This window comes from Nitratireductor aquibiodomus NL21 = JCM 21793 (assembly GCF_000615975.1).
Lineage (GTDB): Bacteria > Pseudomonadota > Alphaproteobacteria > Rhizobiales > Rhizobiaceae > Nitratireductor > Nitratireductor aquibiodomus.
In genome coordinates, this window is the sequence record NZ_BAMP01000050.1 from 15,518 (window position 1) to 29,538 (window position 14,021).

A 14,021-nucleotide genomic window follows, 5' to 3' on the forward strand; every position below is an offset into this window, starting at 1 on the left:
TTTCCGTCGTCAATGAACGAATGGAGACCACCATCATGATATTTGCAATTGAAAGCGTCGATCAGGACAAGCACCCCGAACTGGTCGACGAAATGTTCCGCATGCGGGCGGAAGTCTTTTCTGGCCGTCTGGGCTGGGACGTTACGGTCGAACACGGCCGCGAGGTTGACCGCTTCGATGCCGAGGACCCGCTGTACCTCGTGTCGCTCGATGAGCAGTCCGGCCAGCTGCGCGGGGCGGTACGGCTGTTGCCTACAACCGGCCCCAACATGCTGAGGGACGTATTTTCTGTGCTCATGCGAGGTGGAGCAGTCGAGAGCCCTTTGATCTGGGAGAGCTCTCGCTTTGCGGTCAACCCGCGCATCTTCGAGACGAAGCACCGGGCCGAAGCAAATCATACAGTGAACCGGACGACTGTGGAGCTCCTGTGCGGGATGGTCGAAACCGCCCAACGGGCGGGCATCGAGCACATCGTGTCCGTCTTCGACGCCAGAATGGCTCGGATTTTCAGATCGATCGATTGCCGCTTTGAGCAGCTCGGTACGCCGGTGCGAATCGGCAAGACCATGACCTATGCCGGCCTGTTCGATATGAGCTTCGACATGCGGTCCCGACTGGGTGCCGCGGGCAATTTCAGCGAGACGGTTCTCGCCGATGCTGCACTGCCGTTACAGCCCGCAACTGGACAAATGGTAAATGCCGAATAATTCCAATGAAAGCAGTCAGGCTGGCGTCTGGCGTTCGTTGACCTGATCCAATATGCTCAGCCCGAGGCGGTACGCGCCGCCTCGGGGCGTGGAAACCCCACTCTAGCGGATTGGAGCCGACCGTATCGGCTCCAAGATCCTTCGGCTTTCGGCCGGGGGCCTGTGACGTATGTCCAGGCGCCCCGGTGCTAAAGGTCGCAGGGACCGCCTAGAGCGGTTTTCCAACCCCCGGCTTGGGGTCGAGATCTTTCTCTGTCGCGGGGGCGCACCGCGGCGCAAGCCGCGGGATGATTTGCAATTGTCGGAACCGTTCGCCTTCAATCTCGAACCATCATCGCCGAAACATTCAATTGCCGCCATTCTTGCCGGATTGAACGATTTCGCGCTCGAACGGGTCGCCCGGGACGTTATTCGCGAACAGAGGAGCCGCCTCGAACACGCGCAGGCCCTGTATGAGAAATTGTTGACTTTCGAAGCGGAGGCGCCGCTCGATAACGAAACCGAGGACCTCCGCCACGATTATCGCCTGGCGCTGTTGATGATGCGCGCCCATCACCAGATAACGTCGGCCGTCATCGACAAGCTGGGCCGCCTTCCTCGTTTGCCGGAGGACGAAACCGGTCACTAGAATGCGGCTGAATCGATCGAGGATGTCTATAAGATACTGAACTCATTATGGAATAATGTCCTTTGGTTCCATAAGCTATGTTATGCGACTCGCAATCACTGTACGCGGCACAATTGTTGAACTGTTGTTAGCGCCTCATAAGTTTAGCGTCGCTGATTATGTGCACGAAGAAATCTTCGCGGTCTAAATTGTTATCCAACTCACTGATGACTTGCTCCCCGCTTATCGGAATGACGAGCGGCTTCGCCGGATTGGCGGCTTGCACGCGCATTGCATCAAGCGCTGCTCTCCCAACACCGCTACGGGCCACAAAAAAGGCAACGCGGATGTCCTGGACATTGTTTACCTTCTGCATGAAGTGGTTGACTTGTTCCGTGTTGGCCCGTTTGGCCTCGTTCTTACATTCAACAAGCACTTGACCGCCGAGATCGTGCCAGAAGGGCCCTTTCGAAACCAGCTCAAACACAAGGTCAAATTCGCCATGAAGCGTAAGAACGTTTCCATTGATCAGTCTAAACGGACCACCAAAGAAGGCCGCCACAAACTGCTCAAACAACTTTCCTCGCTCATGTGCAGAGAGCGTAGGGTCTGTCGCTCGGTTGAACAGCGCGAGCTCTTCCTCTTTGCGAAGTCGGAGATCCTCAATTGGGTCTTCATCGGACTTCGAAACCCAGTACCGGGCTGCTGACCTTATGAACTTCGAACCCAACTGTGCTTCAACTGTATCAGCAACTCGCGACTCGAGGTCGTCGTTGCGCACGGAGCCGGCTGACAGCGCATACGCAGCCTGTGTCACCCATCCAAACTCCAGAAATGCCTCGACGAGATCGTCAACTTTCTGGGCAAGCGCACCGAACAACTGAACAAGTTCTCGCCACGCCGAGTCGTTCTCTCTGAGCAGGATTGCGAGGTCAGCTGGATCGTCCTGCAAGCCATATGCGATCAAGTACATCATTAGGGACTTATGGGCGAACTCGAACTGACCATCTCTTTCGCGACGCAGAAGTCCGGTTGTCGTAATGTCTTCCAGCACCTCTTCCGGACGGAAGTTAACAGTACTCTGATCGCGAATAACAAGAATGATCTCGCTGCGATAAAGAGCGTAGCGATTCTCTCCGTACATCCTGCGTGCGATATGCGAGAGGAAGTGAACCCTTTCGGAGCGGGTCAAGATATTTATCGAGGACCGCTTGCTATCCCAACGCTCCAAGTAGGTCTGAATCGTCATTGAAAAAAGCGATGTAGGATTGTCCGGTAGCGACCCGCTTACCAGGAACACTTGAAACAGCATCTCTAGTAGTAGAGGTGACCGAACGAGGTCGAGTAGTCCCTGCTGCTTGCTGATTAGATCAATGAATTTTTCAGCTAGGTCGGTATTCGGTGATAGTTTCGACACGAACACTCGCGCCTGTTCAAGATCTAGCGCCGCAAGTTCAAACAACTGCCATTCGGCCAGAGCCTGGTGCACGGGAGGCCTTGTCGAGATGACGACTTTCCATTCGCCCGATAACATCTGCCAGAGTACTGGTCCTCAATCGCTTCACGCGGCAGCTCATCAAGGCCATCGAGCCAAAGGGACGCTTTCCCTAGCGACAGGAGCGACACGAGCTCAGATCTCGTGAGCAACACTCGACCATGAGCCAGCGTTTCGTAATTCGGGTCTGCGATGATCCGAGACAACTCGATACCACGGATGTATATCGGGCAGACCTCGTTGACCTTATCTCTCAGGAACCCGCGGGCCGCCTGTGAAACCAGATGCCTGGCGAGGACGGTCTTACCAGCGCCGGCGCCTCCGACAACAACAAACCGTTGAGACGTACTCTGGACATCCAGCGGCGCTCTGTGGACTCCATCAGTCCCTACCAATGATAGAGGAACGTAATGTTCAGGGGCCAAGCCGAGAGCGGCCTCGGCAAGTCGCTCGAGATCAGGTTCTTCCTTGAAGGTATTCATGCACCGGCTATCCCCTCAAAGCCCGTTCTCTACTGCTGCTGCATTTCAAGAACTTCTTCTTGCACCAGAGCAAGGAAGGCTCTCGCCATTCCCGCGAAGGGTTTCTCATCTGTCGTGCGGCGAACAAGCCTGTCTATTGCGCGATCAGCCTGGGCTTTCCAGCGTTCCTTTTCGTTTTGATCATTGGCCGTGAGCCAGTTGTTGATCGTGTCAATGATGTCGTTGCGATCTTCGCGCATTTCCAGGAGGTGGATACGGCGGTCCTCTTCCAGCCAGCGACGGTTTAAGCCGAGGATCTTGCGTGTCGCCTCACCAACCGGGCTTCCATTACGGGCACGAACCGTCGAGGCGCCTTGAAGCAGCACCCAATCCAGATGGTCGCCAGGGTCGGTGTCCACTGGGTTCAGGATCAGCGGCTTTTCGACGGTTAAATCATCTCCCGGGCCAAGCGCCCAGACGCCATCTTCGGTCGGGAACGCATTTAGCTTGCCGGCCCTACTAGTGGGCTGGTTCTGCAGGAATTCGATCAGCTCGTCCTCGGTCTCGAGATCGTCCGGGATGATCACGTGATAAGAACGCGACTGATTGCAGTGCTGACATGAAAGGACCAGGTTCTCCCAGACCATTGCTAGCCACCAATACCCAGGGTGTGCGACGCCGGCGTCCTCAGCTTCAGTCACGCCCTTCTTGGTCGGTAGTGCTCGACGTCGGTATCCTGGCTTCCCGCGATCTTGCTTTCGCAATAGGCGCACTTTCCATGGAACATTTCGCGCAGCGCTTCGCGCACGGCGCGGCTACCATATGCACTGAAGTCGTCGCTCTTGACCGTCTCACCATTGGCCAGCATGTCGCGGATCTTGCGAAATTCCTTGGGACCACTTGCGTCTGGGTCGTTGGGATCCAACGAGGGCGGACAGTCCGTGCGTGTCACCGGAATCATCGTGAACCGCTTTCAAAAAGAGCCGAAAAGGTCTTTCTCAGTTCCGCGCGATCCGGCGAAGGAGCTTTTGTGGGGCTGACATTGCGCTGTCTCACGCGGGCCTGGAGGGCCTCGGCATAGGCCTGCTCATGCAGAGTCGAGCCAGAACCATTCCATCGTCTAGCTCGTCGCGTAGGCGCGCCATTTCAGCCTGCTCGTCTTCATTCAGATCTTCGATTCGGGCAGCAAATCGGTTGTAGCGAACCAGTCGTGCATCGGTCTCCGGATCGGTTGAACCCAGACCAAAGAACTCTGACGTCAGGATCTGTTCTGCTTGCATACCTTTGATCGAGGGTAAATTCTCGACACGTTCCACATTGTCCGCAGGCGAACGCTGCAGGACGAAAACTTCCCCGTCATACATGCCGCGCAGGCAGAGGGGATCGTGAGTTGTGACGATGAATTGCACCTTGGGAAAGGCCCGGCGCAACAACTGCATGATCTGCATCTTCCAGCGCGGGTGCAGGTGAGTTTCGATCTCGTCGATGAACACGACGGCGCAGGCATACTCGAGGTTGTCGTAGTGATAGAGCAACTCGCGGATGATGTCGCAGACCATCGCTATGACGGACTTGTAGCCGACCGACACGTCCTTCATTGCAACCCGTTGATCGCCCTGGCGGATATAGATCTGACCCGGCGTGTCCGGATCCTTGTCGCGCTCAAAGTCATCTTCGACGTCCAGCATTAAGACTTCCCGCAAGGCGCGCGCTGCCGCAAAGAAAGCCTCGTCGTCCAGATCAGACAACCAGAAGATCGGATTTGCGATCATGTCCATCGGGTCGAACAGCGAACGCACGCGGTTCGCAGGCGCGCGCAGGCGTCGTGTCTTGCGGGAAGTGAAGAAGCGCCGGGGGCCGTATCCGAGAACCACCTTAGAACAATGGTCGCTGCCCCAGAACCGCTCGTCCCCCGCCTCTGCCGTCAGTTCAATCTCATGTTCGCTGTCAAGAAACGAGAGCTTCACTGCCATCGCATCGGCCGTTTGATCCCAGTGATAAGGGTCTGGCCGATGAATCAAGTTCCGGGGTGAAAGGTCTTCGTGCTTGATTGTGCGATCGAGCTCCGCCGCTTCAGTCGCGCCAATCACGGCAAGCGTCATCGCCTCCAGCACTGACGACTTGCCCGTCGCGTTCTCACCCAAGAGAAGCATGCAGGGGGAGTTTTCCTCGTCCGCTACGCTATTAGGGAGGTTGAACTCTATATGGCGCAGCGCCTTGAAATTGGAGATTTCGACACGCGTAATGGGATGCTCCGCACTGGGGAGCTCACGGATGTTGGGTATCCGACGACGGATTCCGGCAGAAGCCAGATAGCTTTCGGGGGCGGGGCTTGCACCCGAGAGCTGATCCGAGGGCGAGATGTCGCTGAGCAGCTCATCGGCAAGCGCCTGTCGTTCCGAAGCAGGCATCGAGTTGATTTGCTCGGCAAGCTCTTCGACACTCGTTTCCGCGGACGAGCGCTCAACAAGCAGCAGCCGAATGACCTGCGTTACGGCACCCGAGTGGGCGAACGGGTTTTCCGAGATCCCGGTCGAAAGGACGCCCTGACCGGCGATGATATCCCCCGAGATCAGCTGATGCGCGAACGCGCGCAGGGCCCTGTGCCGCTCTTCAATAAGGTCACTCCGGTTGAGATCGAGAAGTTTGACGGTTGCCTTGCCCTCTGGGCTCTCGGAAGACACTCGTCCGTCAACGTGGAAACGAAGGTGCGACGCCGGATCATCGAAAGTCGGGTCGAGGATTAGCGCCCCTTCAACCTCGCGCAGCTCTCTAGGGTCGAGACTCATTCAGACCCAGAACGCGACGAGGGTTGCGAGCGCGACGGCGGAGAGGAAGTTTCGGGCGAGCTTGTCGTATCGGGTGGCGACGCGCCGGAAGTCCTTCAGCCTGCAGAAAGCTGCCTCGATGCGCCAGCGCCCCTTGTAGCGGACCTCGTCGTAGTCGATCGGCACCTTCCGGTTCGAGCGTCCTGGAATGACGACATCGGCACCTTCGGCGTGCAGGCGTCTGCGCAGCGCGTTGGCGTCGTAGCCCTTGTCGGCGATCAGGCAGCGCACCCGACCGGCCGCGTCCATCAGCGGTCCGGCCATGGTGACGTCGGCGACATTGCCTGCCGTCAGCAACAGAATGGCCGGTCGCCCGAGTAGGTCCGTCACGGCATGGATCTTGGTGGTCTGGCCGCCGCGCGACGGGCCGATGGCCTGCGCCTTCGCCCCCCTTTTCCGCCATGGGCTGAGCGATGCGCCTTCACGTAGCTGGAGTCGATCGACGCCGACAGCGCAAGCACGCCCTTGGCAACGAGAGCGTCCAGAATCCGGCTCCAGACCTGCCGGCGGGACCAGCGGTTGAAGCGGTTGTAAATCGTCGTGGACGGGCCGTATTCGGCCGGGCAGTCCTGCCAGCGACAGCCTGTCTTCAGCACGTGCAGGATGCCGCTGATCACTCGGCGATCATCGACTGCGCGCGCCGGGCTGGTTCTTCGGAAGGTGCGGCTCGATCGCCGCCCACGCCTCGTCGTCCAGCCAGAAAAACCTGCTCATCATCGCCTCCGTCGCAAAACAACGGCAGGGAATCTGATTTGCTACGGGCCTTCAATACCCTGATTGGGTTTCGACCCTAGCGGCTCGCCAATCGGGCGTGAGGTATTTCTCGTAATGAAATTGTTCCCTTTCAGCCGCGCGCACACTGAGCAGACCCAAATGATATTCTCCCAGTCATAGGTCAGCCATGCATAGGCGGTCAGTTCAGTGCGACCGCTTTCGTCTTGCGCAAGCATTTTGGGTCGATGGCGACTGACCAGACCCTGGCGAGCTTTGTCGTCGAGGGGTGTATTCCTTTCGCAGTAGGCGCAGCAGCCGTGGAATTCCTTCGCCACCTGACGCCGAAAATTCGGCTCCTCGTCTAACCAGTCCGAGGACGGCGGGCGCCGGGTCCCGCCTTTTGACTGTGATTGTTCGATCCACCTATCGATCTCCTGCCGCGCCTCGTCGGTTCGCTTGTCGAACAGAAGTTCCGGCGGAGTCAGGGATTTCCTATCGATGAACCGCATCGCCCTACCTCAAGATTCCTAGCGCTTTGCGCAGTTGTTCGATGTGGTGGGGAACCTCGACAGCGCCGGTCTCCGTGCCCTTGCCCATGTTCCAGTAGTTGTTATGCGAAAAACCTGAACGCCGGTGCCCCGGCGCGATCTGTCCTTGACCCTCCAGTCGGGGAAGCACCGCGATGTCGCGGATGCCCTGGATCAGCCCACCCTCCCCTTTTGAGCCGAAGCTTCGCCGACCGGCCCAGAGATCAGGTCGCCCGTTACGATGTACTTTTCCGGAGAGAACAGGTTGGTCCATCGCGTATACCCGAATGCCGCCGCGTGGTGCGGCGTGCGCGGGTCGGATGGCTTCCGATCAGCTTTGCCAGAATAAGTGAAATGTTGCAGCTTGGTCGTTCCGTCATATTCCATCACTGGCGGGCAGGTCGGCAGGTTGCGCCGAGCCTGGCGCGCGCGCAAATCTTCAAGGCTCTCGGCCATCAGAAACTCCGCATGTGTCAGCGGAGACCCGAGAGTAACGAAATCAGTGATCTTCCACGGCGCGCCGTGATCGCGCGCCTCGGCCAAGGTGGCGGCCTGTTGGACCTGAAATGCATCAATGTCCAATTTACCTGAAGCCTGCGCATCGCGGATCATCTGCTCGAGCTTGTCGCGCTCGGGCTGGTTTTTCGAGGTGCCGAACTTGCCATTGTAGTGATCGAAGACCATGCCAAGGATGTCATAGGCCACGATCGTCCCGAGCGAATGGGCGACCACGACGATGCGCTCGTATTCCTCGTTGCCGTTGGAATCCTTTGAATCGATCAGCCTGATCAGCAGATCGACCCCTGCCTGCCGGATCGCATGTCGTTTGGCGACGTTGGGCGGCCAAGCTTTGACATAGCGCGCCACGTCGCCGAAGCGCTTAATCAAAACGTTCGAGACAAACGCCGCCAGCCCAAGCCCGATCAGAGACAAGATAAAGCTCACCCATGGTTCCGGGGCATCTTCCTTTGGCCACATGCCATAAAGGGTGACCGCGATGACGACCAAAGCGATCAGCCACAAAACCAACCAGGCATGAAAAACGCGGGCGGGAACGCGGGTAAATGGATTGCGTAACAGCAGGTCCTGGATCCAGCTTTTGACGTGCTCCCAGGTGTTGCCCTGCATCAGGTGGGCCCAATAGTATTCGTAGAAATCGGTGTAGTTGCCTGATGCGTCTCGTTCAGTTGTCACGCGCCGAAGTTCAGTGGAGTTGTTGCGGCTATCAGGCTTTGCCCAAGATGCATTTCCGTCCCGCGTGCCCCCGGTGTTGGGATCGGGTTTGCCCTGATCAACCAGACTGTCATCCGTGGTCCAGACCGAATGAACAAAGGAGTTCAAGGTCGACATCGGGACCTGCTCGCCCATTCCATGCATGATCACAATGGCTTGCTTCATCTGATCGCAACACTCCGGTCAAACCAATGAATACAGCATAATGAAGGCCTGGATTTACACAAGTTCTGCAGCTTAACTATCGACCCAGGAATTCGGTATAATAACTCGATGTAAATAATTATCGGAACTCTATGGGCGGTAGTTTCAGCAGCTACTTGTCAGCTCACATATCGATCCCGGTGTCGACATCGGGACAAAGCCGACCTCACCGGCACCGGATTGCAGCGCGAGGATAACTTGATCCGTTGGCATCGACACGACGCTGGCACCAGCCGACTCGAGGCCTTCGCGGATCACATCGAATGCACGACCTGAAGAAAAGGGCACCATGATCTTGGCGCCCTGCAAAACCGACAGGTCGGCGTCCGCCTTTGCGGCGACAGAAGCGGCATAGACCGCGCGCCCTTGGTCGGGATCATAGAAAACCAGCAATCGCGGCGAATGCGCCTGCACGTCAAGCCAGTCCACGGAGGAGAGGAGCGCGCGATACATGGCATCGGCGTTTTCAGCCCGCTCGACGACACGCAGGCCGATATACCCGCCTTCAATCACGACGGAAACAGATCCAACGGCGTTGCTCGACAGTCCGACATCGTCCATCACTTTCACGCCGACACCGAATGTCCCAGGCGAAATGAACCTGCACTCCGCCACAGCGCCGTTCGCAGCACACCTCGCTATAGGGCTCTCTTCGAGTTTCGTTCCCCCAACCGACCAAACGAATGAGAGCTCTCCACCTTCGGGATCGCTTGATGCCTCAGCGCTGAACTGAACGACTTCATCTGGAGCGACGGTTAGTTCGGAAGGCTCCAGAGCCGCCACGGGAGGCGCATCACGTGCCACGATCCACCCACCAAAGACGCCGAGCAGACCCGAAATGGCAGCGATTGCCACACCGATCAGTATTTTCCCACCTACAGAATCTGCAAACGCAGTCTTTGCGCCTTCGTTCATCGTCAGTACTCTTCCTGTCAAAGTGGAAGTTACCACGTGATCTTCGGTGCGGCCATGTCTGTTGCACTGGGTGCGGCGACCGATAAGCTGATTGGCGCACCACGCGTGCTGCGGCGTAGCCGACTAGATCAACCCCAGCCGGATTGCGATCGATGCTGCTTGTCGGCTGTTCGCCGCGCCAAGTTTTCGTGTTGCCTCGTCGAGATAGGAGCGAACGGATCGATAGCCAATTCCGACGGTTTCCGCGATGTCTGGCATCGACATTCCATCGGCGAACCATCTGAGGCACTCTGCTTCGCGCGGCGACAAATGGATCTCGCAGGCCAGCGTCGCATCACGGGTGGCGCCACCGAGGCGGGAATGGACAAATGCAACCGCCATCGCCGCCGTGACCGGGTCCGGATCCTCGTCTATGCACACCTGCGGCTTATTCGAGGATAGCGTGAACACCATCCGGTCCTTGAAGCCGAGCGGCGCCGAAATTGACAGTCCGGACCTGATGCCGAACCGGCTTGCGTCCTTGTAGAACTGAGTGACATCCCGCCGGCCAGCCCTCTTGGACTCGTCAGCGGACCAAGTGAAGATGGGCGGGCCGTGTTTGGCCTTGGTCACGACCGGATCGACGAGAAGATAGTTCCTCTGAACGTAGCGATCGCACCAGGGCTGCGGATAGTTCGACACCGCGAAACTCTCTTGTCCGCGCAAGTGCAAATACGCAAAAAAGTCGAAGCCCGCACCCTCGCAAAAATCCCGTAGGGCACGCCGAGCCGCCCGTTCCTCGAGAGGAAGCGACAAAGTGTCGATCAAGTGTAGAAGCAACTCATTCAATATTATTAAAGTCCGACATACTAGAAAACTGCAGATGCACGGGCCACTACACTCTGAGGCGCGACTCACAGTTCTCAACATTATTGATAAGCCTTTGGGAAAATTATGTCTTGATCGACCAAAATATTGAAGCGATAGCCGGGCCGAATCTCCAGGGTCGGCTGCACATTGAGGTTTTTCGACACGGTCTGCTCCGAAATCTGGCTGAAGGTTTCGGCGAAAGACCGGCGCGCCGCGTCGCTGGCGCTGTCCACCGTCGTCGATGTGCTGTTATCGTCAGGCAGCAGCATCTCGGTGCCGGCGCCGATCAGCGCCACGAGGATCGCTGATCCGAACGTGCGCAGATAATGGTTATCGACCTGATCGTGGAAACCGCCGTATCCCGCGCCGTCCGTTCCAGCCATGCCGCCTATCTGCAGGGTCGAGCCGTTCGGGAAGATGATATCGGTCCAAACGACAAGCACCCGGTTCTGACCAAACGTCACCTCGGAATCGTAGCGCCCGAACAGCTTCGCGCCCTGCGGAATCAACAGCCGCCTTCCCGTCGCGCTGTCATAGACGTTCTGCGAGACCTGCGCGGTGATGCGGCCGGGAAGATCGGAATTGATGCCAGTGATCAGCGTGGCCGGGATGACCGAGCCGCGCTTCAGCTCGAAGGGCGACATTTGCGGGACGACGGAGTTCGGCAGATAGCCGAGGTCCGCGATGTCTTGGTTGAAGAACTGCTGTTTGGATGCCTGCCCGTTCGGGTCGGCAGCCTGGCCGATGCCGGATTGAAGAGCGGCGCCATAGAGATCGAGCGCACTCGCCGGCCGGTTCGCGTTCGTCAGCCCTGTTTGCTGAGACGTCGGCGTGGCCGCAGCACTCGTGTTTTCGAGGTCCTTCAGGTTGACCGCGATCGGAGAGTCGAAGGCAGCACCTTCCGCCTGGATGCTCGCCATTTGCTGCCGCTGGTATTCTCTGAGGACCTGTTCGTCCTGTTCGCGCTGCAGCCGCGCCCGCCACACCGCTTCCGGCTCAAGCGTCGGCTCGGGGGCAGTGACGACGGTGGGCGTCGGCTCTGGTTCCCGTTGAAACGGATTCCTCGGTCGCTCTGGCTCCTCGATCGGTGTCGGCTGGACCACGACGGGCTGTGGCTCGCCGATGATCCCGTCCGGCACACCTTGCTTAAGGCGCTCGGCGTCGTTGGACGCGGGCCGCGCTGACGACGGCTCGATCTGCGGGTTTCCGCCGAAATGCAGCCCTCTCGACGACAGGCCGTAAAAGATCACCGCCAGAAATATGACGACCAGCAGGATGGCGACGATCACCGGAACGCGATTGAGGCGCCTGATGCGCGGTCCGTCCTGCGGACCGGCGCCGCCCAGTTTCAGGGACTCGGTCACGATGCGTCCTCCGATCCGCGCTGCATGACCGACAACGGGCTGGCCGGCGTCGCACCGGCGGCGTTCAGCGTGTACATGCGGGTCAGCTCGACCTGCAGGGTCGAGAGTCGCACGAGCACGCCGCCCTCGAAGGGATCGATAGAATAGGCCAGCGGCGCGACGACGGCCTCTTCGGTCGCCTGATCGGTGACGACGGCATAGCCCCATTCGCGGAGCGCCGCCTCTAGGGCCGAGCCAAACAGGGTCTCACTTCCGCGGAGCTCGATCGTGGTCGTGCCCGGTCCGACCTGCTCCGCCAGCCGCCCCACCATGTCGCCGGCAATGGCATTCGCCGATTCCGGTGTGAGTTCGGCCGTGACTTCGCTGCGAATGAGGCCGGGTCCACTCATCGTCTGGCACGCAGCCAGCATCGCCAGGACCAGCAAGCCGGCCGAGAGACGGAGAAGGGAATTGATCGCGCGCATCGCCCTACCCTCCCCGCCGGATCGTGATCTTCTGCTGCTGGCGGCCAACGCCGGACACCAGGATGGCCCGATCGATGTTGTAGTCGACGACCATCATCGTGCCGTTCATGCGGTAGTTGACGATCCGGTTTTCGCCGCCGGAGACGACGAACAGGACCGGCGCCTCCTGCCCTGACAACGATGACGGAAACTGGATGTAGGTCTTCATCCCGTCGCTGTAGATCCGGGTCGGCCGCCAGCGCGCCGCGCCGCTGATACGGAATGCGAAGTCCAGCTGATCGGCCGGCACGCCGGCCCCTGGCACAACGCTCGCCTCGATGCGCGCATTGATCTCGGCGAACCGTGCGTTGATGTCTTCGGGATAGTCGAAGCCGACGCGCGCCATGTACTGGCTGTGATGCGATTTGAGCTGAATATGATAGGTCCGCCGCGAGGTCGTCACGACCATCGACGTGACGAGACCAGCTTCGGACGGTTTAACGATCAGGTGGATCGCCTGTCCGCTCGGCGCACCGGAGGTTGCCGGTTCGACTTTCCAGCGCACGGTGTCGCCAAGAAGGACGTCTCGCACCACCTCCCCGGCCTGAAGCTCGATGTCGCAGACCTGCAGCGGCGAGCAGACGACCGACGGCTGAACCTCCCCGTAGAGGAAAATCACCTTGCCGTCAGCACCGCGCGTTACGACGCCCTGCCGGTGCTGCCACTGGCCGGAAAGCTGCGTGCCGCGCGCTTCATTGCTGGTGAGCTGTTGTCCCTGAGCGGGCAGCGTCGCAGCCGCGATCATCACGCCGGCGCAAAGCGCGATGCCGCGGAAGTTTGCTTTTTTCATTCACCTATCCTCCGGGGCACCTAGAGTTGCGCCGTCCAGTCAAAATCCTTCAAATAAAGTCCGATGGGGTTGAGGCGGATCACCGCCTCGTCCTGTGGCGGGGTCAGGGTCACCGTGGCGACACCACGGAACCGCCTTGTGGCGAGTTCCTTGCCCTGCCGGTCTCGCTCGTACTCGGTCCAGTCGATCTGATAGCTCTGGTTGGAAAGAGGCACGATATTGGTCACCTCGACCGCGACGGTTAGGGACCGCGCCCGATCGAAGGGCGAGTTGCTCCGAAACCACGCATTGACCTTTTCGGTCGCCGGGTCGGGCGACCTGAGATGCGCATAGGCGCGGTCGATATATTGCTTCTGCACGACCGTGTCGGGCGTCACTGAGCGGAAGTTCGAGATGAAGCTTCCAAGCGTCGCGCGCACCACGCGGGGATCCGCATATTCGATCTGCTGCGGGAACCCTGTGGTCGCCGCCGTCCCCAGCTTGTCGACCTCGACGATATAGGGGACCAGCTTGACCTGTGTGCTCTGATAGAGCGCATAGGAGAAGCCGATCACCGCCATGAGCATGCCGGTGATGCCGACGATCCGCCAAGCTGCGGCTGCCTTCACATATGACCCGTAGCGTTCGTTCCATTCCTGGCGTGCCGCGAGATAGGGATTTTCCGGAGTAATGGTTCTGGCCATGGTTTCTGTCACGCTTTCTCGTCACGGTTCGGTCGGGAGGCGGAACGGCCTTGGGACTGGTCAAGCTTGGCGTTTGCGAGGCCCAATGTGGATGCGCCCCAGGTGCCCGGAACACCGATCGCCTTGTCCCGGGCGGCCGAG

At 59.0% G+C, this 14,021-nt stretch carries 14 protein-coding genes and 1 pseudogene; 2 read left to right on the forward strand and 13 right to left on the reverse strand.

What is annotated here, in order from left to right:
* Positions 1-20 precede the first annotated feature (20 nt).
* Complete coding sequence (locus JCM21793_RS14180) at positions 21-707, forward strand: acyl-homoserine-lactone synthase (protein WP_051556195.1); 687 nt, start codon at positions 21-23, stop codon at positions 705-707.
* A 169-nt stretch (positions 708-876) separates the two neighbouring features.
* Positions 877-1,335 carry a transcriptional repressor TraM gene (locus JCM21793_RS14185; protein ID WP_081784722.1) on the forward strand — a complete coding sequence of 153 codons (459 nt, stop codon included), beginning with the start codon at positions 877-879 and terminating at the stop codon, positions 1,333-1,335.
* Between the two features lie 127 nt (positions 1,336-1,462).
* Here JCM21793_RS14185 and JCM21793_RS14190 read toward each other — a convergent pair whose 3' ends face one another.
* The 13 genes and pseudogenes from JCM21793_RS14190 to JCM21793_RS14260 all read right to left on the reverse strand — a co-directional run bounded on the left by JCM21793_RS14190 (position 1,463) and on the right by JCM21793_RS14260 (position 13,880).
* Positions 1,463-2,803 (reverse strand): NACHT domain-containing protein, encoded by a 1,341-nt coding sequence (locus JCM21793_RS14190; RefSeq protein ID WP_155983454.1) that lies wholly within the window; start codon positions 2,801-2,803, stop codon positions 1,463-1,465.
* Between the two features lie 517 nt (positions 2,804-3,320).
* Complete coding sequence (locus JCM21793_RS14195) at positions 3,321-3,917, reverse strand: hypothetical protein (protein ID WP_025030793.1); 597 nt, start codon at positions 3,915-3,917, stop codon at positions 3,321-3,323.
* Between the two features lie 50 nt (positions 3,918-3,967).
* Positions 3,968-4,222, reverse strand: coding sequence for an HNH endonuclease family protein (locus tag JCM21793_RS14200; RefSeq protein ID WP_155983455.1), 255 nt, complete (start codon positions 4,220-4,222; stop codon positions 3,968-3,970).
* A 100-nt stretch (positions 4,223-4,322) separates the two neighbouring features.
* Entirely contained in the window at positions 4,323-6,059 is a 1,737-nt protein-coding gene (locus JCM21793_RS28310) for an AAA family ATPase (RefSeq protein ID WP_081784723.1), read from the reverse strand.
* A pseudogene (locus tag JCM21793_RS28790) lies at positions 6,060-6,812 on the reverse strand (IS5 family transposase).
* A 41-nt stretch (positions 6,813-6,853) separates the two neighbouring features.
* The gene (locus JCM21793_RS14225) at positions 6,854-7,321 is read right to left on the reverse strand and encodes an HNH endonuclease family protein (RefSeq protein WP_025030798.1); all 468 of its coding nucleotides are present in this window, start codon (positions 7,319-7,321) and stop codon (positions 6,854-6,856) included.
* A 192-nt stretch (positions 7,322-7,513) separates the two neighbouring features.
* The gene (locus JCM21793_RS14230; RefSeq protein ID WP_025030799.1) at positions 7,514-8,737 is read right to left on the reverse strand and encodes an ATP synthase subunit I; all 1,224 of its coding nucleotides are present in this window, start codon (positions 8,735-8,737) and stop codon (positions 7,514-7,516) included.
* 144 nt (positions 8,738-8,881) lie between these two features.
* Positions 8,882-9,691, reverse strand: coding sequence for a PKD domain-containing protein (locus JCM21793_RS14235; RefSeq protein WP_025030800.1), 810 nt, complete (start codon positions 9,689-9,691; stop codon positions 8,882-8,884).
* Positions 9,692-9,814: 123 nt separating this feature from the next.
* A complete protein-coding gene (locus JCM21793_RS14240; RefSeq protein WP_025030801.1) occupies positions 9,815-10,498 on the reverse strand; it encodes an autoinducer binding domain-containing protein in 684 nt (227 codons plus the stop codon).
* A gap of 101 nt (positions 10,499-10,599) precedes the next feature.
* Positions 10,600-11,904, reverse strand: coding sequence for an IncP-type conjugal transfer protein TrbI (trbI, locus tag JCM21793_RS14245; protein WP_025030802.1), 1,305 nt, complete (start codon positions 11,902-11,904; stop codon positions 10,600-10,602).
* A complete protein-coding gene (gene trbH, locus JCM21793_RS14250; protein ID WP_025030803.1) occupies positions 11,901-12,368 on the reverse strand; it encodes a conjugal transfer protein TrbH in 468 nt (155 codons plus the stop codon). The genes trbI and trbH overlap by 4 nt, the downstream gene beginning before the upstream one ends.
* A 4-nt stretch (positions 12,369-12,372) precedes the next feature.
* On the reverse strand, positions 12,373-13,197 hold the full coding sequence (gene trbG / locus JCM21793_RS14255; RefSeq protein WP_025030804.1) for a P-type conjugative transfer protein TrbG: 825 nt from the start codon (positions 13,195-13,197) through the stop codon (positions 12,373-12,375).
* Between the two features lie 20 nt (positions 13,198-13,217).
* Positions 13,218-13,880: a conjugal transfer protein TrbF gene (locus JCM21793_RS14260; protein WP_025030805.1), complete on the reverse strand. Its 663-nt coding sequence runs from the start codon at positions 13,878-13,880 to the stop codon at positions 13,218-13,220.
* Between the last annotated feature and the right edge of the window lie 141 nt (positions 13,881-14,021).